24 protein-coding genes are annotated in these 22512 nt (G+C 64.4%); 16 read left to right on the top strand and 8 right to left on the bottom strand.

What is annotated here, in order from left to right:
* Positions 1-157: 157 nt before the first annotated feature.
* From rpsB to ASH04_RS16905, 6 genes are all read left to right on the top strand, one after another.
* On the top strand, positions 158-1048 hold the full coding sequence (gene rpsB, locus ASH04_RS16930) for a 30S ribosomal protein S2 (RefSeq protein ID WP_032366407.1): 891 nt from the start codon (positions 158-160) through the stop codon (positions 1046-1048).
* Positions 1049-1207: 159 nt separating this feature from the next.
* Complete coding sequence (gene tsf, locus ASH04_RS16925; protein ID WP_027496703.1) at positions 1208-2032, top strand: translation elongation factor Ts; 825 nt, start codon at positions 1208-1210, stop codon at positions 2030-2032.
* 164 nt (positions 2033-2196) lie between these two features.
* On the top strand, positions 2197-2925 hold the full coding sequence (gene pyrH, locus ASH04_RS16920) for a UMP kinase (RefSeq protein WP_032366408.1): 729 nt from the start codon (positions 2197-2199) through the stop codon (positions 2923-2925).
* Positions 2926-2980: 55 nt separating this feature from the next.
* Positions 2981-3538, top strand: coding sequence for a ribosome recycling factor (frr, locus tag ASH04_RS16915; RefSeq protein WP_027496705.1), 558 nt, complete (start codon positions 2981-2983; stop codon positions 3536-3538).
* A 36-nt stretch (positions 3539-3574) separates the two neighbouring features.
* Complete coding sequence (locus tag ASH04_RS16910; protein ID WP_027496706.1) at positions 3575-4489, top strand: phosphatidate cytidylyltransferase; 915 nt, start codon at positions 3575-3577, stop codon at positions 4487-4489.
* A 16-nt stretch (positions 4490-4505) separates the two neighbouring features.
* A complete protein-coding gene (locus ASH04_RS16905) occupies positions 4506-5225 on the top strand; it encodes a class I SAM-dependent methyltransferase (RefSeq protein WP_200937335.1) in 720 nt (239 codons plus the stop codon).
* Positions 5226-5246: 21 nt separating this feature from the next.
* On the opposite strand, the gene ASH04_RS16900 is transcribed toward ASH04_RS16905, so the two are convergent.
* Together ASH04_RS16900 and ASH04_RS16895 are read right to left on the bottom strand one after the other, a co-directional pair.
* Positions 5247-6089: an HpcH/HpaI aldolase/citrate lyase family protein gene (locus tag ASH04_RS16900; protein ID WP_032366409.1), complete on the bottom strand. Its 843-nt coding sequence runs from the start codon at positions 6087-6089 to the stop codon at positions 5247-5249.
* Between the two features lie 90 nt (positions 6090-6179).
* On the bottom strand, positions 6180-6620 hold the full coding sequence (locus ASH04_RS16895) for a LapA family protein (protein WP_080732081.1): 441 nt from the start codon (positions 6618-6620) through the stop codon (positions 6180-6182).
* A 166-nt stretch (positions 6621-6786) separates the two neighbouring features.
* Between ASH04_RS16895 and rlmN the strand changes: the two genes are divergently transcribed.
* Positions 6787-7938: a 23S rRNA (adenine(2503)-C(2))-methyltransferase RlmN gene (gene rlmN, locus ASH04_RS16890; RefSeq protein ID WP_045841851.1), complete on the top strand. Its 1152-nt coding sequence runs from the start codon at positions 6787-6789 to the stop codon at positions 7936-7938.
* A 4-nt stretch (positions 7939-7942) separates the two neighbouring features.
* Here rlmN and ASH04_RS16885 read toward each other — a convergent pair whose 3' ends face one another.
* Positions 7943-8212 carry a DUF2631 domain-containing protein gene (locus ASH04_RS16885; RefSeq protein WP_027496710.1) on the bottom strand — a complete coding sequence of 90 codons (270 nt, stop codon included), beginning with the start codon at positions 8210-8212 and terminating at the stop codon, positions 7943-7945.
* Positions 8213-8429: 217 nt separating this feature from the next.
* Here ASH04_RS16885 and puuE point away from each other — a divergent pair, with 217 nt between their 5' ends.
* Positions 8430-9329: an allantoinase PuuE gene (gene puuE, locus ASH04_RS16880; RefSeq protein WP_057474100.1), complete on the top strand. Its 900-nt coding sequence runs from the start codon at positions 8430-8432 to the stop codon at positions 9327-9329.
* Position 9330: 1 nt separating this feature from the next.
* Here the strand turns inward: puuE and ASH04_RS16875 are convergent, their stop codons facing one another.
* Positions 9331-9852, bottom strand: coding sequence for a DUF1990 family protein (locus ASH04_RS16875; RefSeq protein ID WP_057474099.1), 522 nt, complete (start codon positions 9850-9852; stop codon positions 9331-9333).
* 122 nt (positions 9853-9974) lie between these two features.
* Between ASH04_RS16875 and dxr the strand changes: the two genes are divergently transcribed.
* The 5 genes from dxr (at position 9975) to ASH04_RS16850 (ending at position 16378) form a co-directional block, all read left to right on the top strand.
* Complete coding sequence (gene dxr / locus ASH04_RS16870) at positions 9975-11114, top strand: 1-deoxy-D-xylulose-5-phosphate reductoisomerase (protein ID WP_057474098.1); 1140 nt, start codon at positions 9975-9977, stop codon at positions 11112-11114.
* A 3-nt stretch (positions 11115-11117) separates the two neighbouring features.
* Positions 11118-12329 (top strand): M50 family metallopeptidase, encoded by a 1212-nt coding sequence (locus ASH04_RS16865; RefSeq protein ID WP_032370793.1) that lies wholly within the window; start codon positions 11118-11120, stop codon positions 12327-12329.
* A gap of 61 nt (positions 12330-12390) precedes the next feature.
* Positions 12391-13530 carry a flavodoxin-dependent (E)-4-hydroxy-3-methylbut-2-enyl-diphosphate synthase gene (ispG, locus tag ASH04_RS16860; protein WP_032370959.1) on the top strand — a complete coding sequence of 380 codons (1140 nt, stop codon included), beginning with the start codon at positions 12391-12393 and terminating at the stop codon, positions 13528-13530.
* A 116-nt stretch (positions 13531-13646) separates the two neighbouring features.
* Entirely contained in the window at positions 13647-14483 is an 837-nt protein-coding gene (locus tag ASH04_RS16855; RefSeq protein WP_032366413.1) for a GNAT family N-acetyltransferase, read from the top strand.
* Between the two features lie 104 nt (positions 14484-14587).
* The gene (locus ASH04_RS16850) at positions 14588-16378 is read left to right on the top strand and encodes a penicillin-binding transpeptidase domain-containing protein (protein ID WP_094643009.1); all 1791 of its coding nucleotides are present in this window, start codon (positions 14588-14590) and stop codon (positions 16376-16378) included.
* A 22-nt stretch (positions 16379-16400) separates the two neighbouring features.
* On the opposite strand, the gene ASH04_RS16845 is transcribed toward ASH04_RS16850, so the two are convergent.
* Entirely contained in the window at positions 16401-17270 is an 870-nt protein-coding gene (locus ASH04_RS16845; protein WP_032370795.1) for a helix-turn-helix transcriptional regulator, read from the bottom strand.
* A gap of 139 nt (positions 17271-17409) precedes the next feature.
* On the opposite strand from ASH04_RS16845, the gene map reads away from it, so the two are divergent.
* Together map and ASH04_RS16835 are read left to right on the top strand one after the other, a co-directional pair.
* Positions 17410-18285: a type I methionyl aminopeptidase gene (map, locus tag ASH04_RS16840; protein WP_045841850.1), complete on the top strand. Its 876-nt coding sequence runs from the start codon at positions 17410-17412 to the stop codon at positions 18283-18285.
* A gap of 37 nt (positions 18286-18322) precedes the next feature.
* On the top strand, positions 18323-19852 hold the full coding sequence (locus ASH04_RS16835; protein ID WP_057474097.1) for a cobyric acid synthase: 1530 nt from the start codon (positions 18323-18325) through the stop codon (positions 19850-19852).
* Here ASH04_RS16835 and ASH04_RS16830 read toward each other — a convergent pair.
* From ASH04_RS16830 to ASH04_RS16820, 3 genes are read right to left on the bottom strand one after another with little or no spacing between them, the layout of a single operon-like run.
* The gene (locus ASH04_RS16830) at positions 19836-20531 is read right to left on the bottom strand and encodes a hypothetical protein (RefSeq protein WP_027496720.1); all 696 of its coding nucleotides are present in this window, start codon (positions 20529-20531) and stop codon (positions 19836-19838) included. The two genes, ASH04_RS16835 and ASH04_RS16830, sit on opposite strands and share 17 nt — an antisense overlap.
* The gene (locus ASH04_RS16825) at positions 20528-21478 is read right to left on the bottom strand and encodes an ABC transporter ATP-binding protein (protein WP_057474096.1); all 951 of its coding nucleotides are present in this window, start codon (positions 21476-21478) and stop codon (positions 20528-20530) included. The genes ASH04_RS16830 and ASH04_RS16825 overlap by 4 nt, the downstream gene beginning before the upstream one ends.
* Positions 21475-21837, bottom strand: a complete 363-nt coding sequence (locus ASH04_RS16820; RefSeq protein WP_027496722.1) for a GntR family transcriptional regulator — start codon at positions 21835-21837, stop codon at positions 21475-21477. The genes ASH04_RS16825 and ASH04_RS16820 overlap by 4 nt, the downstream gene beginning before the upstream one ends.
* A 106-nt stretch (positions 21838-21943) precedes the next feature.
* Here ASH04_RS16820 and ASH04_RS16815 point away from each other — a divergent pair, with 106 nt between their 5' ends.
* Positions 21944-22510 (top strand): alpha/beta fold hydrolase, encoded by a 567-nt coding sequence (locus ASH04_RS16815; RefSeq protein ID WP_057474095.1) that lies wholly within the window; start codon positions 21944-21946, stop codon positions 22508-22510.
* Positions 22511-22512: the final 2 nt, after the last annotated feature.

Raw genomic sequence — 22512 nt, 5'->3', positions numbered from 1 at the left:
CATCGTATCGACTGCCTCGGCAGAGTTCACGATACGAGAACCGGTTGTCGGCGGTCCTGATCCCCCTGTGGTTCAGGTCCGACAACTTCGGCGGTCGCCAGGGCAGAGGTCACCGACACTCTGCGTCAACCGAACCATGAAAGAGAGTTATTCAGCCATGGCTGTAGTAACAATGAAGCAGCTGCTCGACAGCGGCACACACTTCGGACACCAGACCCGTCGCTGGAACCCGAAGATGAAGCGATTCATCTTCACCGACCGCAACGGCATCTACATCATCGACTTGCAGCAGACTCTGACCTTCATCGACAAGGCCTACGAGTTCGTCAAGGAGACGGTCGCCCACGGCGGCACCGTTCTGTTCGTCGGCACCAAGAAGCAGGCACAGGAGTCCATCGCCGCTGAGGCAACTCGCGTGGGCATGCCCTACGTGAACCAGCGCTGGCTCGGTGGCATGCTCACCAACTTCCAGACCGTGCACAAGCGCCTGGTCCGCCTCAAGGAGCTCGAGGCAATGGAGCAGACCGGTGGCTTCGAGGGACGCACCAAGAAGGAAATCCTCATGCTCACGCGTGAGATGACCAAGCTCGATCGCACCCTCGGCGGCATCCGCGACATGGCCAAGGTTCCGTCGGCCATCTGGATCGTCGACACCAACAAGGAGCACATCGCCGTCGGCGAAGCGCGCAAGCTGAAGATCCCGGTCATCGCGATCCTGGACACCAACTGCGATCCCGACGTGGTCGACTACCCGATCCCGGGTAACGACGACGCGATCCGTTCCGCTGCGCTGCTGACCAAGGTCGTCGCATCCGCAGTGGCCGAAGGTGTGCAGGCCCGTGCAGGCCAGAACACCGCAACCGACGCCAAGCCCGAGGTCGGCGCAGGCGAGCCGCTCGCAGAGTGGGAGCTCGAGCAGCTCGCACAGGCGTCCCCGGCCGCTGACGCTCCGGCAGCAGAGGCTCCCGCAGCCGATGCGCCGGCCGCCGACGCCCCGGCAGCAGAAGAAGCACCGGCAGCAGAAGAAGCACCGGCCGCTCAGGCTTGATCGAATTCGGTCCCGGTTCACCCTCAGGGGTGGGCCGGGGCCGCTTCGGTATGTCAGGGTTGTGATCGGACCGGCTCCACAGCGAGCCCGTCGATCACGCTTCTAGAACAGCACTTTCGTCAACGCCCGTATTCAGACTTTTGAGGAGGCTCGCCCACGATGGCGAACTACACTGCCGCCGACGTCAAGCGGCTCCGCGAGCTCACCGGCTCCGGAATGATGGACTGCAAGAACGCACTCGCCGAGAACGACGGCGACTACGACAAGGCCGTCGAGTACCTGCGTATCAAGGGTGCCAAGGACGTCGGCAAGCGCGCCGAGCGCAACACCGCCGAAGGCCTCGTCGTCGCCGAGGGTGGAGTGCTCGTGGAGATCAACTCCGAGACCGACTTCGTGGCCAAGAACGACGAGTTCCAGACGTTCGCCGCGTCCGTCGCGGCGACGGCTGCAGCAGGCGAGCCTGCTGATGTCGACGCTCTCAAGGCACTCGACCTGAACGGCAAGACCGTCGAGACGGCTCTGAACGAGTTGTCGGCCAAGATCGGCGAGAAGCTCGAAATTCGCCGCGTCGTGTCCTACGACGGTAACACCGCGACCTACCTGCACAAGCGCAGCGCGGACCTGCCGCCTGCCGTCGGCGTGCTGGTGGAGTACACCGGTGACGGCGACGCCGCCGGCGATGCTGCGCGCGCTGCCGCGATGCAGATCGCAGCGCTCAAGGCCAAGTACGTCACCCGTGACGAGGTTCCCGAGGATCTGGTCGCCGCCGAGCGTCGGATCGCAGAAGAAACCGCGCGCGAAGAGGGCAAGCCGGAGCAGGCTCTGCCGAAGATCGTCGAAGGTCGCGTCAACGGATTCTTCAAGGACGTCGTTCTCACCGAGCAGAAGTCGGTTCAGGACGGCAACAAGACCGTCAAGGCCATCCTCGACGAGGCCGGCGTGACCATCACCCGTTTCTCCCGATTCGAGGTCGGCGCCAGCTAGTCTGCGCTCGATCCGATCGAGGCGATGCCGTTCATTCGATTTCATCGAGTGGACGGCATCGTTCGTGCGCGAGGCAGGTCGGAGCCGTGTCCACCGATCGGGTGCCGATAGGGCAGGATGATCGGTGAGTAAACCGTAGTGTTCGACGAGTACCGAGGAGAGCTATGACCGATCCGGCCCCTGACCGTCCCGGGTTCCGACGCGTGATGCTCAAACTGGGTGGGGAGATGTTCGGTGGTGGCCAGGTGGGGCTCGATCCGGATGTCGTGAACAACGTTGCCGAGCAGATCGCCGAGGTGGTGGCCACCGGAGTTCAGGTCGCCGTGGTGATCGGTGGCGGAAACTTCTTCCGCGGTGCCGAATTGCAGCAGCGGGGGATGGACCGATCTCGCTCGGACTACATGGGCATGCTCGGCACGGTCATGAATTGTCTTGCGCTGCAAGATTTTCTGGAAAAGCAGGGTGTTGCCACCAGAGTTCAGACCGCGATCACGATGGGCCAGGTGGCCGAGCCGTACCTCCCGCTGCGCGCGCGACGGCACCTCGAGAAGGGGCGTGTCGTCATCTTCGGCGCAGGTATGGGCATGCCGTACTTCTCGACGGATACCACGGCGGCGCAGCGGGCGCTCGAGATCGGTGCCGAGGTGCTGTTGATGGCCAAGGCCGTCGACGGTGTCTACTCGGCCGATCCACGGCTCGATCCCGACGCGACGATGTTCGACACGATCACCCACCGCGAAGCCATCGAGCGAGGCCTCAAAGTTGCCGACGCGACTGCCTTCAGCCTCTGCATGGACAATCAGATGCCGATGTTGGTGTTCAATTTGCTGATTCAGGGAAACATTGCTCGCGCCGTGTCGGGCGAGAACATCGGCACGCTGGTCACGTCGTGAATGCCGCCGACACGACCGCGAACGAACCGAGAACGAAGACGATGGAGGACAGATCGTGATTGACGAAGCTCTCTTCGACGCCGAAGAGAAGATGGAAAAGGCCGTATCGGTTGCCCGTGACGATCTGTCCTCGATCCGCACCGGGCGGGCCAACCCGGGAATGTTCTCGCGCATCGTCATCGAGTACTACGGTGCCCCGACGCCGATCACCCAGCTGGCCAGCATCAGCGTGCCGGAGGCGCGATTGGTGGTGATCAAGCCGTACGAGTCGAATCAGCTCGGGCCGATCGAAACCGCTATCCGCAATTCCGATCTCGGCGTCAACCCCACCAACGACGGCAACCTGATTCGTATCGGCGTGCCGCAGCTGACCGAGGAACGACGCCGCGAGTTCGTCAAGCAGGCCAAGGGCAAGGGCGAGGACGCCAAGGTGTCCATTCGCAACGTGCGCCGCAAGACGATGGAAGAGCTCAAGCGCATCCAGAAGGACGGCGAGGCGGGCGAGGACGACGTCGTACGTGCCGAGAACGAGCTCGACAAGACCACCGCGAAGTACACCGCCTCGGTCGACGAACTGGTCAAGCGCAAAGAGGGTGAATTGATGGAGGTCTGACCTCCTTCGATAGTTGCGCAACACGGTGGAACGACGATGAATATCGAGGAGTTGACGACAGTGGTGGGACCGGATCGGCAGGAGGGCAGCGGCACGCCCGCTGGCTCGTCCGGGGTCGCCGCCACGAAGTCCGCCGGCAAGGCGGGTCGAAATCTGCCTGCCGCGATCGGCGTCGGCGGCAGTTTGGGTATCGGGTTGATCCTCGTGCTCGTGTTCGTGCCGCTGGTATGGATCGGTGTCGTAGCCGTGGCGTTGGCCGTCGCGACGTACGAGGTGTCCAAGCGGCTCCGCGAGGGCGGTGTTCTCGTTCCGCGCATCCCGCTGATCCTCGGTGGTCAGGCCATGATCTGGCTGGGCTGGCCGTTCGGTGCCGTCGGAGTGCTCAGTGCGGCTGTGGGCACCGTCGTGGTCTGCATGGTGTGGCTTTTGCTGAGACAAGGCTTCGGTACTGCTCCCAAGAACTATCTCGAAGAACTCTCCGTCACCGTTCTGGTGGCGTGTTGGCTACCGCTGTTGGCCTCGTTCGCCGTTCTGATGGTCCTGCAGGACAACGGTGCCGGTCGCATCCTGGTCTTCGTCATCGGCGTCGTGTGCTCGGATGTCGGTGGTTACATCGCCGGTGTGCTGTTCGGCAAACACCCGATGGCGCCGGCCATCAGCCCGAAGAAGTCCTGGGAAGGGCTGGTCGGATCGCTCATCTTCTGCGTCATCGGTTGCCTGCTGACGGTGACCCTGATTCTCGAGGCCAACTCGATGATCGGTGTCCTGCTGGGAGTCGTGCTTGTCGTGACGGGAACTCTGGGCGACCTCATCGAATCGCAGGTCAAGCGCGACCTTCGAATCAAGGACATGGGCTCGTTGTTGCCCGGCCATGGCGGCATCATGGACAGACTCGACTCGTTGCTGCCCTCTGCATTCGTTGCGTGGCTCGTCTTCACCGTGTTGCTCTGACCGACTCCGCCGGACGATGAGCGGTGATCGCGGCGGGGTGATTCCCAGTCCCAACATCTGGCACTGGCCGCATCTGTACGAGGCGGAGAACAGGGCTCAGGACGTCGACGGCGCTGTGTTCGCGACCATTCGATCGACCGTCGATTGGACGGCCGAGAACGTCGTGGACGTGGGCTGCGGCAGCGGTTTCCATCTTCCGATGTTCGCTGCGGACGCCCGGTACGTCATCGGTGTGGAACCGCACGCCCCATTGGTGGCCGCAGCCCGCACGCGCGTCGAGTCACTTGCGAACGTCGACGTGCGTGCGGGTAGAGCGGACGCGCTGCCCGTCGACACAGGTTCGGTCGATCTCGTCCACGCGCGAACCGCGTATTTCTTCGGCCCCGGCTGCGGCCCGGGTATCAGCGAAGCGATGCGAGTTCTGCGGCCCGGAGGGGCGTTGGTGGTCGTGGACCTCGACGCGACGGCGTCTCCGTACGGGGACTGGATGCGTGCGGATCTCCCGCAGTACGATCCGGCGGCCGTCGAGGCGTTCTTCGATGCCCAGGGATTCGAGATGCGACGCGTCGACACGAGGTGGGCGTTTCCCGACCGCCGGGTTTTGCGGGATGTGCTGGGAATCGAGTTCTCACCGCGGGTAGCGCGCGCTGCGGCACGGCAGGTCGACGGCCTCACCCTGAATGTGCGCTATCGCATCCACGTTCGATACAAGCCGACCGGCGTCGAGTCGATCTGAGCCTGGCTCGGCAGCGAGCGATCAGGACGCGGCAGAGATTCCGAAGATTCGAGCCAGTTCGTTGATCTTGAGAGCCTTTGCCAGACGCGGCAGATCGCTGCCGTCCTTGACGTGAGCACCGTCGGCACCGAGAGCGTCGATGACATCGTGAGCCCAGGACACGTCGGTCGGGGAGGGGGCCAGTTCGCGGTTGACGATGGCCACCTGATCGGTGTGCATACAGAGTTTGCCTGCCATGCCCATCGAGAGCGTCAGGGCTGCATCGCGCCCGAGGATGCTGTCGTTCGCGGTCAGTGTCGGACCGTCGATCGGTCCGGGCAGTCGTGCGACGCGCGAGGAGACGACCAGTCGCGAGCGCGGGTAGGCCATGGCGAGCGGGTCGTCGCTCATGCCCGTGTCGCGTCGGAAGTCGCCGCTGCCGAAGGCGAGACGGAATGTCGAGTCCGCGCGCGCGATTTCGGTGGCGGCCTCGAGTCCTGCTGCTGATTCGACCAGCGCGAGGATCGGGGTGCCGTCGGCGAGGCGGGCGGCTGTCGCCTCGACCTGACCGCCGCTCTCGGTCTTCGCGAGCATGACCCCCACCAGGCCGGGCAGCCCGGACAACGCGGCGAGATCGTCGGCCCAGTACGGGGTCGTCGCGTCGTTGACGCGCACCCAGGCCGAGTTGCCCTCGCTGAGCCAGCGCACGACGGTCTCGCGAGCGGCAGGCTTCTTCGCTGGAGCGACTGCGTCCTCGATGTCGAGGATGACGGCGTCGACACCGGACGCGACAGCAGCGTCGAAGGTATCGGGCTTGGTGGCCGGAACCAACAGCCACGATCGTGCGCGGTCGGGTGCAACGCCGGATGCCACCGGTGTCTCCATGAAAGTAGTCACGTCATGCTCCTCGAGTGAAGTCGGGCACCGCCAACCTTATCGATTCAGAGCATCGGTGCCAGCTTCTGTACATAGTGTTCACGAACCGTGACGCTGGTTCTTCTTCGCTGCGCGCCGGACCTGCAGGATTCGGGCGCCGCCGGCCATGGCCATCACCAGCGCACCCGCGATCGCGGCCAGCAGCATGCTGATTCCGAGGGGTAGGTCGAGCTGCCAGGCGAAGATCTGCACGGTGACCGAGTCGAGGTTCTGCACGATGAACACCAGGAGGATTACGAGGACGACGGCCCCGACCACCAATCCGGTCCAGAGAGCGGCCGTGCGAGTGTGGGCTACGTCTTTGGGCGTGTGCTGCGGTTCCGGAACGTACTCCGGGTCCGGTGCGGAATGGCCGTCCGAATCCGGGGTCGTGATCGGGGCGAGTTCGCCCGACGGGGCCACCGATTCGTCGAACCCCGGCTTGGTCGACGCCGATGTGTCGAACGGTGCCTCGTTGTTGTCGTCTGCTCTGGTGGCCATGTCGATGATCCTTTCGCACGCGTGGTCCGAATGCACGCGCAATCGGTCCCGGCGTCGATACCCGTCAGGGCACCGTCGAAAACCGTCGCGAATAGGACTGTGAGCAGAACGGGTGGACAATGGTGGGTATGGAGTTGAGCCAGCAGGAACGACGCGGGGGTCGAGCATGAGTGATTCCGCAGCCGCAACGGACAGCACGACCGAGCAGAAGAGACCGAATCTTCCGCTGGTCTTCACAGCTCCGCGTCGGGGAATGCCGTCGCGTCACCTCGCCGACCTGGACAAAGAGGGCCTGCGTGAGGCAGTGAAGGCACTCGGTCTACCGGCATTCCGGGCCGACCAACTTGCGCGGCACTACTACGCGCGGCTCGAGGCCGACACCACCAAGATGACCGATCTTCCGGCCGAGGCTCGGGAGAAGGTCGGTGCCGATCTCTTTCCCACCTTGCTGACGCCGATCAAGCACTTGGCGTGTGACGACGGTGACACTCGAAAGACGCTGTGGAAGGCCAACGACGGGACTCTTCTCGAGAGTGTTCTGATGCGGTATCCGGATCGCGCGACGCTGTGCATCTCGAGTCAGGCCGGTTGCGGAATGGCATGTCCGTTCTGCGCAACCGGTCAGGCCGGACTGACGCGGAACCTGTCGACGGCCGAGATCGTCGATCAGGTCCGTTCGGCGGCCGCGGACATGCGCGACGGCGTCGTCCCCGGCGGTGAGGGTCGTCTGTCGAACGTCGTGTTCATGGGCATGGGTGAGCCGCTGGCCAACTACAAGCGCGTTGTCGCGGCAGTGCGCAAGATCGTCTCACCAGCCCCCGACGGGCTGGGACTGTCACAGCGTTCGGTCACCGTGTCGACGGTCGGCCTTGCTCCGGCCATTCGAAAGCTGGCCGACGAGGGTCTGTCGGTGACCTTGGCCGTGTCTCTGCACACGCCGGACGATGAGCTGCGAGACACGTTGGTCCCGGTCAACAATCGTTGGTCGGTGGCGGAGGTTCTCTCCGCTGCCCGGTACTACGCCGATCAGACCGGTCGACGCGTCTCGATCGAGTACGCGATGATCCGGGACGTCAACGATCAGCCGTGGCGAGCGGACATGCTGGGCAAGAAGCTGCACAAGGCGCTCGGATCCCGGGTACACGTCAACCTGATTCCCCTCAACCCGACTCCGGGTAGCGAGTGGGATGCCAGCCCGAAGCCGGTGGAGCGGGAGTTCGTTCGACGGGTCATCGCGCAGGGCGTGTCGTGCACCGTGCGCGATACCCGTGGTCAGGAGATCGCAGCGGCGTGCGGTCAGCTCGCCGCCGAGAACTGAGCCGCTAGCGGGGCTTGCGGCGGACGATGACGTCGCGCACGACGAGTCCGACCAGCGCCACGGCGAAGCCGACCAACCACAGGTCCTCGACCTTGCCGGTGTGATTTCCGATGATCATGAACAGCAGGAACGCGGCAACGACGATGGCTGCGACTCGCATCGCCTTGTTCGACTCGCCGCTCCATCCCCATGCGGCGGACGGCACCTCGGGCACCTCGTTGCGGGTATCGACGACCGGGTCGTACGAAGCGGATTCCAGTTCGGTATTTGCCACCGGTCGATCCTCTCGGGTGATGCGTTCACGTGGGTCCCGGCACGAACGGTGCCAGACGCGTTGTCGGAACAATATTGGCATACGACCGCCCGTCGTAGTGATCAGGGTTGCATCGCTCACCCAGCGCGTGTGTGGGCTCGAATGAGAGACTGCGGCGGTGACCTCCGAGCGCCTTCCCCATCGTCCGAGTCGGTCCCCGCTGAGCTATCCCCGCGACATGGTCGGTTACGGCCGCACGCCGCCGCTCGCCCAGTGGCCGGATGAGGCGAACATCGCCGTCCAGTTCGTCCTCAATTACGAGGAGGGTGCCGAGAACAACGTGCTCGACGGCGACACGAAGTCCGAGACGTTTCTGTCGGAAATGATCGGTGCACAGGCGTTTCCGAATCGACACATGAGCATGGAATCGCTGTACGAGTACGGATCCAGAGCCGGAGTGTGGCGCGTGCTGCGCGCGTTCGAGAAGCGCGGACTACCGCTGACCGTGTTCGCCGTCGCCAAGGCCATGGAGCGGAACCCGGAAGTGGTTGCGGCACTGCTGGAGTTGGACCACGAGATCGCATGTCACGGCTTGCGGTGGTTGTCGTATCAGCAGATCGACGAGAACGTCGAGCGCGAGCACATGGCGGAGGCCGTGACCATCCTGCGCGAGCTGACGGGGTCTGCGCCACTGGGGTGGTACACCGGGCGCGATTCCCCCAACACCCGATCGCTCGTGGTGGAGCACGGCGGATTCTTCTACGACTCCGACTCCTATGCAGACGATCTGCCGTACTGGGAGAAGGTGCCCCGAGACGGCGGGGTCGTCTATCACCTGGTGGTGCCGTACACCCTGGACACCAACGACATGCGTTTCGCATCGCCGGGAGGATTTTCGACGGGCGACGAGTTCTACGCGCATCTACGTGACGCCTTCGACGTTCTCTATGCCGAGGGCGCGAGTGGGAGTCCCAAGATGCTCTCGGTCGGACTTCACTGCCGGCTGGTGGGCAGGCCGGCCCGCATGGCTGCACTGGAACGTTTCCTCGATCACGTGCAGTCGCACGACAAGGTCTGGGTCGCGAAGAGAATCGACATCGCCGAACACTGGCGAGCTGTGCACCCGCCCGAGGCCTGAGTCAGTCGGCCTTTCGGCACGCCGATGCCAGCGCGCTCAGATAGCGGTCGGTGAACGCTGCCTGGACACGCCTGCCCACCGGGCCGCCGAGCTTGGTGTACCAGCGACCGGGACGCGAGAACGCCGATATGTGGGCGGTGACGGCACCGTCGGCGGGGGAGTAGTCGACGTAGAAGAGTTCCTCGCCGGACTCGGGATGCCCGTCGAGTGTTCCGTAGGCGAAACCCTGACGGTTCGCCTCGTCGATGACATAGACCACACGACACGGAATGCGCACCGGTCCGAGTGTGAGAACGACCACCGAGTCGGGCGCAGCGGTCTCGGCCTCGGAACGGACCTTCAGTCCTGCTCCTCGGTGCATGTCCCATCGCATCAACGCATCGGCCGCCGCCACGAAGTCGTCCAGCCCGGATCCCACGACCCTCGACATCGTGACGTGGTGGTATCCGGTGGGCAGTGGGCCGGCGGTGGCCCCCGCATCGTCGTAATTGAACGGTGCCGAGCGGTACTTCGAGAAGTCCATGCACCCCAGCGTGCCAGCCTGCGTCGGCACATAGGGGTTTCTCAGCCTCGGTAGGCAACAATGGACCGGTGCCAGACCATCGTGAGCGAACGACCAACTCGGATCGCCCCGAGCCGATACGTGTGCTGTTGCTGGGAAGTACCGGGTCGATCGGAACCCAAGCGCTCGACGTCATCGCCGCCAACCCGGACCGCTTCGTCGTGGTCGGGCTGGCTGCGGGCGGTGGAAACATCGAACTGCTCCGTCGCCAGATCGCGGAGACCGGTGTCCGACGGGTAGCCGTCGCCCAGCCCGAGGCCGCCGCCGAGCTCGATTTCCCCGGAGTGCTGAGTGGTCCGCGAGCAGTGACCGAGCTGGTCGAGTCGACCCCGGCGGACGTCGTGCTCAATGCCCTCGTGGGTTCTCTCGGCCTCGAACCGACCCTGGCCGCGCTGAACAGCGGTGCGCGCCTGGCGCTGGCCAACAAGGAATCCCTGGTCGCCGGAGGCGAGCTGGTTCTCGCCGCCGCAGCCCCCGGTCAGATCGTGCCGGTCGACTCCGAGCACTCCGCGCTCGCCCAGTGCCTGCGCAGCGGTACGCGCGGCGAAGTGGATCGACTGGTTCTCACCGCATCGGGAGGTCCCTTTCGAGGGTGGAGCGAGAGCGAACTGAAGTCGGTCACGCCGGAGCAGGCCGCCGCGCATCCCACCTGGTCGATGGGGCCGATGAACACGTTGAACTCGGCGACACTGGTCAACAAAGGTCTGGAACTGATCGAGGCGCACCTGCTGTTCGGTGTGCCCTACGAGAAAATCGATGTCACCGTGCACCGGCAGTCCATCGTGCACTCAATGGTGACGTTCGTCGACGGTTCGACCATCGCTCAGGCCAGTCCACCGGACATGAAGTTGCCGATCGGGCTGGCCCTCGGCTGGCCCGATCGAGTGCCCGACGTCGCCCGTGCACTCGACTTCACGACCGCATTCTCCTGGGACTTCGAACCACTCGACGACCGAGTGTTTCCGGCGGTGCAGCTGGCGCGTGAGGCCGGGATCATGGGTGGGTGCATGACTGCGGTGTACAACGCGTCCAACGAAATCGCGGCAGAAGCGTTCCTGGCCGACAGAATCGAATTTCCGCAGATCGTCGAGACGGTGCGCGCGGTACTGGGCGACGGCGGGCAGGACTGGTCGACGGCTCCGAGGGACGTCGACGACGTACTCGCGGCGGACTCCTGGGCCCGGGCCCACGCCCGTGAACTACTGAAACCGAAAGGCCTCTGACACATGGTGTTCGCTCTGGGTGTCGTGCTGTTCGCCGTCGGAATCGGGGTGTCGATCGCGCTGCACGAAGCGGGACACATGTGGACCGCGAAAGCGCTCGGCATGAAGGTTCGCCGCTACTACATCGGTTTCGGCCCGAAGATCTTCTCCTTCCGACGCGGCGAGACCGAATACGGCCTCAAAGCCATTCCGGCAGGCGGGTTCTGCGACATCGCCGGTATGACCGCCATCGACGAGCTCGCGCCCGACGAGGTCGAGCGCGCAATGTACCGCCAGAAGACGTGGAAGCGCATCGTCGTCATGGTCGGCGGCATCGCCATGAACTTCGTGCTGGGAATCGTGCTGGTCTACGTGTTGGTGCTCGGCTGGGGCACGCCGGATCGGGTGACGCCGACAACGACGGTCCAGGGCATCGGTTGTGTCAGCACGTCCCAGACCGAGGACGGTGAACTTGCGCCGTGTTCGGGAGACGGTCCGGCTGCTGAAGCCGGACTGCGCACGGGCGACATCATCACTGCGGTGAACGGTCAGCCGACAGAGACCTGGTCCGACGTCGTTCTCGCCATTCGGGACTCGACCGGGTCGGCCGATCTGACAGTCGATCGCGACGGTGCTTCGCAGACTCTGAGCGTTCCGATCCTTCAGGTTCAGCGCTACGTCGTCGATCCTGAGACCAAAGCGAAGAACTCGACAACCGTGGGAGCGATCGGCGTCACCGGCGGTCCACCGCCGAACATTCGATACAACCCGATCGAAGCGGTGCCCGAGACCTTTGTTTTCACCGGGGACATCTTCGTGCAGACCGGGAAAGCGTTGGTGCAGTTGCCGAGCAAGGTGGAGGCACTGTGGGATTCGATCTTCGGCGGTGAACGAGGGCTCGACACGCCGATGAGTGTCGTCGGAGCCAGTGTCATCGGTGGCCAGGCCGTGGAAAACGACAACTGGCAGACGTTCGTCGGGCTGCTGGCGTCGCTCAACTTCTTCCTCGGTGTGTTCAACATCGTGCCGCTGTTGCCACTCGATGGTGGCCATATCGCCGTGACCATCTACGAGCGCATACGCAACATTTTCCGCAATCGTCGCGGCCTGCCCGACGGTGCGCCGGTGGACTACATGAAACTGATGCCCGTCACCTACGTGGTCATCATCGTTTTCATCGGGTTCTCCTTGTTGACGCTCACGGCGGACATCGTCAACCCGATTCAATTGTTCTAAGTAGACTCGACAGTCGTAGCTAGGAAAGAAGGCCACTGTGTCCGTGTCAGTCGGATTGGGAATGCCCGCACCGCCGGTGCCCGTACTCGCGCCACGTCGAAAGACCAGGCAGCTCCAGGTCGGGTCGGTGGGTGTCGGAAGCGAAAGCCCCATCTCGGTGCAATCGATGTGCACCACCAAGACCCACGACATCAACGCCACCCTGCAGCAGATTGCAGAGCTGACGGCGTCGGGTTGCGACATCGTTCGTGTTGCGTGCCCCACACAGGACGACGCCGACGCGCTGTCGATCATCGCCAAGAAGAGCCAGATTCCGGTGATCGCCGACATCCACTTCCAACCGAAGTACATCTTCGCGGCCATCGACGCCGGATGTGCAGCGGTGCGCGTCAACCCGGGCAACATCAAGGAGTTCGACGGCCGTGTCAAGGAGGTCGCCAAGGCGGCCGGTGACGCGAACATTCCGATCCGCATCGGTGTGAACGCCGGCTCTCTCGACCCGAGGCTGATGAAGAAGTACGGCAAGGCGACACCCGAGGCGCTCGTCGAATCCGCGCTGTGGGAAGCAGGCCTGTTCGAGGAGCACGGTTTCGGCAACATCAAGATCTCCGTCAAGCACAACGACCCCGTCATCATGGTCGCTGCGTACGAGCAGTTGGCGGCACAGTGCGACTACCCACTGCACCTCGGTGTCACCGAAGCGGGACCGGCTTTCCAGGGGACCATCAAGTCCGCTGTGGCCTTCGGGGCCTTGCTGTCCAAGGGCATCGGCGACACCATCCGAGTTTCCCTGTCGGCACCGCCGGCGGAGGAGATCAAGGTGGGAAACCAGATCCTGCAATCGTTCAATCTGCGCCCGCGCAAACTAGAGATCGTGTCCTGCCCCTCGTGTGGGCGGGCACAGGTCGACGTCTACACCCTCGCCGACGAGGTGACTGCGGGACTCGAAGGCATGGAGATCCCGCTACGCGTCGCGGTCATGGGCTGCGTCGTGAACGGGCCGGGCGAGGCCCGCGACGCCGACCTCGGTGTCGCGTCGGGCAACGGCAAGGGCCAGATCTTCGTCAAGGGCAAGGTCATCAAAACGGTCCCCGAAGCGCAGATCGTGGAGACGTTGATCGAGGAAGCGATGCGCATCGCCGAGGAGTTCGAGAAGGACGAGATCGCCAGCGGTGGCGCGCCGGTGGTCACCGTCAGCTGAGCGGGTACACCTGTTCGGCGTCCGGTTTGCCGCTCTGCCACCGGGGGAACACATTGTCTGGAATGATTCGCTTCAGAATCGGTGCGTACGCGGTAGGTGGGTCAGGAGGTCGGTAGGTGCTCAAGCTCCTCGGTGCGAAGCCTCTCGGTAATCGGGACGTCGCGCACGTGCTCCGGGTGCTCGACGCCGACCCCGTTGCAACCTGCATGGTTGCCGCGCGCGTGCAGGAATCGGGCCTCGATCCGAGGTCGTTCCACGGCGAGATGTGGAGCAGAGGCGGTCCGGACGAGTCGCTGTGCTTCTACGGTGCGAATCTGGTTCCGTTGCTCGGTTCCAGCGACGATCTTCGTTCCTTCGCGGACCGCGCGTGCCGTGGGCCGCGTCTGTGCTCGTCGTTGGTCGGCAGAGCGGAGTTGACGCTTCCGTTGTGGGAAATGCTCGAGACGGATTGGGGTCCGGCGCGAGAAGTGCGCGGTGAGCAACCGTTGTTGGCCACGTCGGTACCGTCGTCCATCTCGCCTGATCCTCTCGTTCGGCTCGTTCGACCCGACGAGCTGGACGTGTATCTGACCGCGGCCGTTGCCATGTTCATCGAAGAGGTCGGCGTCGACCCGCGACTGAACGACGGCGGTAGGGGATACCGGCGTCGGATCGCCAGTCTCATTGCAGCGCAACGTGCCTGGGCCAGATTCGAGGACGGCCGCGTGGTGTTCAAGGCCGAGATCGGCTCGCAGTCCGGGACGGTCGGGCAAATCCAGGGGGTATGGGTGCACCCGGACCGACGCGGGCACGGCCTGGGTGCATCCGGAACGGCGACCGTGGTGAACTCGGTCGTCCGCCAGGGGCGTACTGCGAGCCTGTACGTCAACAGCTTCAACTACGTCGCGCGCCGGGCCTACGCGAAAATCGGTCTGACGCAAGTGGCGACGTTCACCACGGTGCTGCTGGACTGAGAACGGTCGCTCGATCGGCCTGTCCCGAAACGCGATTCGTTGCCGTGGTCGACGCACCGGCCGTATTACGATGGGGCGCAATGAGATCACGTGATGCGACCTGGATGCGCGGACGGCTGGGCGTGGTGACCGTGATCGGTGCCGTCGTCGGTGCCTGCCTCACTGGGTGTACACCCAAGCCCGACGGTCCGGAGCCCGCAGCTCAGGCATTCCTCGCGGCCTTCGAGGCCAACGACATCCCCACGGCCGCCGCCGATACCGACAAGCCGGACGCCGCGGCCACTGCGCTGCGCGAGGCGTGGACCAATCTGCAAGCGGAGGCCCTCGACGCCGAGACGACGTCGGTTCGAGTCGACGGCGACACCGCCACGGTCGGCTACACCTACCGTTGGCAGCTGCCCAAGGATCGGGTGTGGACGTACGACGGCCAACTGAACATGGGTCGGAGTGCGGGAGAGTGGGTGGTGCGGTGGACCGCCTCGGATATCCACCCGAAGCTCGGTGACACGCAGACCATGGCCTTGCGCTCGACGGCTGCACCACGCGCTCGGGTCAACGAGCGCTCCGGCACCGACGTCCTGGTGCCCGGGGTCGTACATCGAATCAAGTTCGACGCGTCGGCCGCGAACAACGTCGTGGCCTCGGCGACGGCGTTGTCGACACTGCTGACACCGTTCGATGCGTCGATCACGGCCCAGTCGATCGTGGAGTCGGCGACTTCGGTCGATGGCGACTACCCGGTGGCGCTGCTGCGAGACAGCGACTTCGAACCCATCTCGGCGGCGCTGACCGAGATCCCCGGTGTCACGGCGTCCGACGAATCGGATCTCGTGTCCACCGACCCCACCTTCGCGCCGGACCTGGTGGGCCAGGTGAAGAAGGCCGTCATCGACGACGTCGACGGCAAGGCCGGCTGGAGCGTGGTGACCAGCAACCGCAACGGCGTCGACATCGACGTCCTCACCGACACCCCGCCCGAGCCGGCACCGTCCTTCTCGATCAGCCTCGATCGGAATATTCAGGTCGCGGCCCAACGAGCAGTGAACGCCAGGGCCGAGCAGGCCATGACGGTGGTCATTCAGCCGTCCACCGGGGCCATCCTCGCTGTGGCGCAGAATCCGGCCGCCGATCGGGACGGACCGGTCGCGTCGGCTGGCCTCTACCCACCGGGTTCGACGTTCAAGATCATCACCGCCGGGGCGGCGATCTCCAGCGGACTCGCGACCCCGGGGAGCACCGTTCCGTGCCCCGGTCGTATCGAGATCGGCGAACGAAGCGTCCCCAACTACAACGAGTTCGCTCTCGGTGACGTGACCATGAGCACCGCGTTCACCCGATCGTGCAACACCTCCTTCGCGAAGCTGGCGAGCGAGATGTCGCCCGACGCGTTGACCGTGGCCGCGTCCCAGTTCGGCGTCGGTCCGGACTACGACGTCGTGGGGTTGCCGACCGACTCGGGTTCGGTCCCGCCCGCGGACGAACTCGTCCAGCGCACCGAGGACGGATTCGGCCAGGGCAAGGTGGTCGTCTCGACCTTCGGGATGGCACTGGCCGCCGCGACGGTTGCCCACGGCTCCACACCGGTTCCGAATCTTCTGGTCGGACGGGAAACCGCCATCACCGGCGATCATCCACCGATAGAACCTGCCATGGTCGACGGGTTACGCGGCATGATGCGCTCGGTGGTCACCAGCGGCACCGCAGAGCGGATCGCCGACCAGGGCGAGGTGTACGGCAAGACCGGAGAAGCAGAGGTCGAGGGCGGATCGCACTCGTGGTTCGTCGGTTACCGAGGCGACATCGCCTTCGCGACCTTGGTGGTACGCGGCGGCAGCTCGGACAATGCGGTCGCCGTCACCCGGGAGATGTTCGAGCAGCTTCCGCCGGGGTACTGAGCGCTGCGCCGGTGGGCCGGGTTCAGCCCGACAGCAGCCCGAGTCGACGACACGCGAGAACCGCTTCGTATCGAGTGTGCGAGTCGGTTTTTCGCATCACGCTGCGGAGATAGGACTTGACCGTCTCGGCACCGATCGACAGCCGTGCCGCGACTTCGACGTTGGTGCAACCGAGCGCGACCTGCGAGATGACGTCGATCTCGCGTGGCGTCAATGCCTGCGAGTCGCCGGAGTCGCTGTCCTGGTTCGCCGTCCGACCGAGCGTTGCTGCCAGTCGCGCGGTGACCGCGTCCAGTCTGTGTTTGACCGCCGCGTCTCCGATCGACCGAGCGAGCTCGGCGAGCTCGTCGTGCACACCGCGCAACTCGGCCGTCCGCGAGAGGTGCCCGTCCGACGTGGCCCGCGCACTTTCCATGAGGCGCACCCTGCGGTCGACCTCGTCGCGGATGGCGATCTCCTGACCGAGGCGCCGGGCTGCGGCGGTCATGATGTCGCCGACTCGATCACCGAGGGGGCCGCGTTCTCGCACCGCTGCGTACATCACCATGCGGGCTGCTCCGGCGACGACAACCGGCACCGCCAGGATCGACTTGAGGCCCTCGCCGAGGACCGGCCGGTCGAAGTGGTGGGTGATCGACATCGACGCGCCGTAATCACTGACGGCCGCGGGCCGACGTTGGTCCATGACCCGGCCACCGAGACCGGACCTGGGCGGGATGGCGAGCCCGTCCAGCCCACGCGTGCGGGTGCCGTGAAATTCGCTCAGGTGCAGCGTTTCCGAGGACACTTCCCCGCCGAACACGACGGGCACGGCGGACGTCGCGGCGACCTGGCGTAGTTCGGCGCGAAGGGCATCGCCGTCCCGGGGGCGCAACAGACTGGAATGGACCACGACGCTTCCTTCCTCGGTTCGGGTACGTCGACGGCGAACGTGACCCAGATCATATCCCGTCGCGCGGTTGCGGATTCGGTGGCCTCGACCAGCAGCGCTGGTTCTTCTGGACACGGTTGCGGCGACTACTCTGGACGGCATGTCTGTCACTGCCGAGAGCAAGCCCCGTCAGCCACTCGTGCCAGGCGTCGTCTCGCCCGTCCTCTCCGTGCCGAAGTCGATCGAGCGACCCGAATACGCGTGGAAGTCGACCGTGAACGAAGGCAGCGAGCCGTGGGTGCAGACCCCCGAGGTCATCGAGAAGATGCGCGTGGCGTCGAAGATCGCGGCTCGCGCTCTGCAGGAAGCGGGCCGGGCCGTGGCACCGGGAGTGACCACCGATGAGCTCGACCGTATTGCACACGAGTACATGGTCGACCACGGCGCATACCCGTCCACGTTGGGCTACAAGGGTTTTCCGAAATCGTGCTGCACCTCGCTGAACGAGGTCATCTGCCACGGCATCCCCGATTCGACGGTGATCGAGGACGGGGACATCGTCAACATCGACGTCACCGCGTACATCGACGGTGTGCACGGCGACACCAACGCGACGTTCCTGGCGGGTGACGTGTCCGAGGAGGCGCGCCTGCTCGTCGAGCGGACCCACGAAGCGACGATGCGGGCCATCAAGGCGGTCAAGCCGGGGCGCGCCCTGAACGTGGTCGGGCGAGTGATCGAGTCCTATGCGCACCGTTTCGGCTACGGCGTGGTGGAGGACTTCACCGGCCACGGCATCGGTACGACGTTCCACAACGGCCTCGTCGTGCTGCACTACGACCAGCCGTCGGTGGAGACCATCATCGAGCCGGGCATGACGTTCACCATCGAACCGATGATCAACCTGGGCACGATCAACGCCGAGATGTGGGACGACGGCTGGACGGTGGTCACGCACGACAAGAAGTGGACCGCGCAGTTCGAGCACACGCTCGTGGTGACCGAGACGGGTTGCGAGATCCTGACACTGCCGTGAGCGGAGCCTGCGGAGTGAATAGAAATTTGATCCTGCCGTGAAAGGCGCTCTGTTGGTCGCCGGCACTACCTCCGATGCAGGCAAGAGTGTGTTGGTCGCCGGCCTGTGTCGGATGTTGGCGCGGCGGGGTGTTCGGGTGGCCCCGTTCAAGGCGCAGAACATGTCGAACAACTCGGTCGTCACGTTGGACGGCGGCGAGATCGGCCGGGCTCAGGCGATGCAGGCGGCTGCCTGTGGCCTCGAGCCCAGCGTGCGGTTCAATCCGGTGTTGCTCAAGCCCGGCAGTGATCGGACGTCGCAGTTGGTGGTGCGCGGGCGTGCGGTGGCCCAGGTGAGTGCGAGCAACTACATCGAACATCGGCAGGCGCTCCGGCATGTGGTCGCCGACGAGTTGTTCTCGCTACGTGCCGAATTCGACGTGGTGATCTGCGAGGGTGCCGGTTCACCGGCCGAGATCAATCTACGCGCCACCGATCTGGCCAACATGGGATTGGCGAGGGCGGCGTCGCTGCCGGTGATCGTGGTGGGCGACATCGACCGCGGGGGAGTGCTGGCACACCTGTTCGGGACGGTGGCGGTGTTGTCACCCGAGGATCAGGCTCTCGTGGCAGGGTTCGTGATCAACAAGTTTCGTGGTGATCCGGCTCTGTTGGCACCGGGGCTCGACCAGTTGCGGGCGTTGACGGGACGGCCGACGTACGGAGTCGTTCCGTTCGCCGACGGGTTGTGGATGGACGCGGAGGATTCGCTCGGCACCGTTCCCGATGCGCCCGTGGGCAGGCCCCGTCCTCCGCTCGGCTCGCAGTGGCTGCGAGTGGCGGCGGTGCGATTGCCGAGGATCTCCAACACGACCGATGTCGAGGCGCTGGCGTGCGAGCCCGGAGTGTCGGTGCACTGGGTCACCGAGCCTTCTCGGCTCGAGGATGCGGATTTGGTGGTCGTCCCCGGCAGCAAGTCCACGGTGTCGGATCTGGAATGGTTGCGGCGCACCGGTCTTGCTCGTGCCCTTTCCGAGCGCGCCGCTGCGGGGAGGCCGGTTCTCGGCATCTGCGGCGGTTACCAGATGTTGGGCCGAACCATCTCTGATTCCGTGGAGTCGGGCGTCGGAACGGTCGAGGGACTGGGATTGCTCGATCTCGACATCGAATTCGCGGCCGAGAAGGTACTCGTGCAGGTGAGTGGTCGTTCCGTCGTATTCGGCTCGGATCCCGTGCGGGGGTACGAAATTCACCATGGACGAGTGGTCCGGAACGACGACGATGCGCTGCTGACGACCGCGGGGGGCGTCGGCGAGGGCAGTGTGCGTGGCGCTGTCGTGGGAACTCACTGGCACGGACTCCTCGAATCCGATGATTTCCGTCGATCCTTTCTCGCCTGGGTGGCAGAGAAGGCGGGTCGCGCAGGATTCGAGGTTGCGTCCGACACGTCGGTTGCGGCCCTTCGAGAACAGCAGTTGGATCTGCTGGCGGATCTGGTGGAAAGCAACATCGATATCGACGCCGTTCTCGATCTGATAGAGAACGGCGTCGACGGCTCGACGAAAAAGATCGTTACGCAGATGCTTTGAGCAAGCCCATCCAACTGACGGTCGAGAAGATCCCGGTGATCACGAGCGGAACGACCACCAGCAGAAGCACGCGTGGGGTGTCGGTGAAGAAAGTCCCGACGTCGGGCCACCAGTTCTGCCACGTGATCACGATCGCGCCGCCTCCGAAGACGACGAGGCCGGCGAGTCCGAGCGTGAACAGACCGTTCGTGCGGAAGCGCCGGTAGACGACTCCGACGAACGCCCCGATGGACCCGATCAGCAGTAGCCCGATCACCAGAGTCAGCCACTGCAGGAGCGGGTTGTCGGTGGCGTAGCGGGCCAGACCGAACATGCGGATCTTCAGCCCGAAGCCGCCGGTCGCGGCTTCGACGACCGACAACAGGTAGACGATCGTGCCGAGGGCGACCGATTGTGCTACCCCCACCAGTGCTGTCGCAGTGAGGAATTCGCGACGTGTGATGCTCAGGCTCAGGGCGTACGGGAAGCACTGGGTGATAGCCGTGACGTAGAAGGCAATAGCGAACCCATAGACCGAGAACACGCCGCCGCTGAAGCTGAAATCCGAATCGCTTTCCGGAACTACCGAGAAGATGCCGTAGGTGATCACGAACACTGCGACGAGAATTCCCAGGGGCCACGCGAATGTGGTTGCCCACGAGGTGTTGTGGACCCGAGCTACGTTCAATATGCGCTTCATGACAAGGCCTCCTCGGCGGTGGTCGACTCGTGGATAGAGCCGGAATGGGCAGTGGTTCGATCGATGATCAATTGCTGCAACGGAATCGGTTCGATGCTGAGGCCGGACGCCACGCCGAGGGATTGCTGGTGATCGTTCACTCGCCCGTCGATCGTCGCTCGGGCTGTCGAGCCGAGGGCAGTTCTGTGCAAGATTCGATGCTCTGCAGCGAACCGGTCGACGGCCTCGGTCGGACCGGTGATCTCGAATGCTCTCTCGCGCAGATCGTCCGACTCGGCGTCGAGCAGAATTCTTCCCTTGTCGATGAGAATCACGTGCTCGATCAGATTGCTGACCTCGTCTATGAGGTGTGTCGACAGAACGACCGTTCGGGGGTTCTCCGCGTAGTCGGCCAGCAGCCGGTCGTAAAACATGTGTCGTGAGACTGCGTCCAGCCCCAGGTAGGGCTCGTCGAAGAAGGTGAGTGGCGCTCGGGACGCGAGACCGATGACGATTCCAAGTGCCGACGTCATTCCGCGAGAGAGCTTCTTGATCTTGCGACCCAACGGGAGGTCGAAATCGCGCAGCAATTCGGCGGCGAAGTCGTTGTCCCAGTGCGGAAGAATGTGGGAGGCCTGCGCAATGGCGTTCTTGACCTTCAGATCGTCGGGATACTTCTGGCTTTCCTTGACGAAGCACACGTGACTCAGAGCGCGTGGGTTCTCCCACGGGCGTTCGCCGAATACCGAGATCTCACCATCACTTTCGCGCATCTGGGCGGTCATCATCTGCATGACGGTGGTCTTGCCTGCTCCGTTACGGCCGAGGAAGCCGTAGATCTTGTTGCGTTCGATCTCGAAGCTCACGTCGTCGACGGCGGTGAACGAGCCGAACTTCTTGGTCAGGTGTGTGGCCGACGCAACGACGCGGCGGAGTTCGTCGGGCGTACCGATATCGTGAATGCTCATCGCGCTGCCTCCCAGTTGTCGAGCATGGTCTTGAGTTCGTCCACGGTCATTCCGAGCTTGCGTGCCTCGGTGACCAGCGGGTCGATGTACTGACGGGCGAACAGATCGCGTCGACGGAACCGGAGTGCGTCCCGTGCGCCTGTAGTGACGAACATTCCGATCCCTCGCTTCTTGTAGACGACGCCGTCGGCGACGAGCTTGGCTAGCCCTTTGCCCGCTGTGGCTGGATTGATGCGGTGGAACGCGGCGAGCTCGTTGGTGGAGGGAACCTGTTCCTCCTCGGCCAGGGAGCCGTCGATGATCGAGTTCTCGACGAGCTCGGCGATCTGCAAGAAGATCGGTCTGCCCTCATCCATCAGAACCGCCGCCGGTGCGTCGAGGTTGGGCACCTCACTGGTTCATTACTCATGTAACTAACCATAGAACCGATGCGTGGTTCTGGCAAGAGGCAGTACCGTCGTCCCCATGGAGTTCACGCATGTGAGTGCTGCGGGCGGGTCTGTGTCTTTACGAGTAGCGGGACCGGACAGTCGGCACGCCGTGCTCCTGTTGCCCGACATCGGCGATTCGGTCGATGTCTACGACTCGGTCAGCGAGCGGTTGCACAACTCGGATCTGAAAACCGTTGCGGTGGAGGACATCGATGGAGTGGGGGACGACGCTGTTCTCGCCTTGCTGGACGAGCTGAAGCTGTCGTGGGTCCACCTCGTCGGGAGCGGTGCCGGTGCGGAATCGGCCTGGAGGCTGGCGGCAAAGACCTTCGGCCGGTTTGCCAGCCTCATTGCCGTGGATCGTTGCCACCCTGCCATCGCCGACGATCGGGGAACCGTGCGTGACGCCGAATGCCCCGCAATCGAGTTGCCGACGACGCTGGTCATCGGCAGCTCCGCGATGCGTCCGTCCGCCGACAACAGCGGTCGCTTCGTCTACTCGGACTTTCGGGTCGTCGCGCTCGACGGTGTCGAGCGCGTCGCGGCCGACGCCCCGGCTGCGCTGGCCACGGAGATAGTGCTCCGCACCAGCCCTTGGTGACC

Source organism: Rhodococcus sp. Leaf233, from assembly GCF_001426165.1.
GTDB lineage: Bacteria > Actinomycetota > Actinomycetes > Mycobacteriales > Mycobacteriaceae > Rhodococcoides > Rhodococcoides fascians.
The sequence above is the reverse complement of the archived record's forward strand: the minus strand, read 5'-3'. Positions and strand labels throughout refer to the sequence as shown.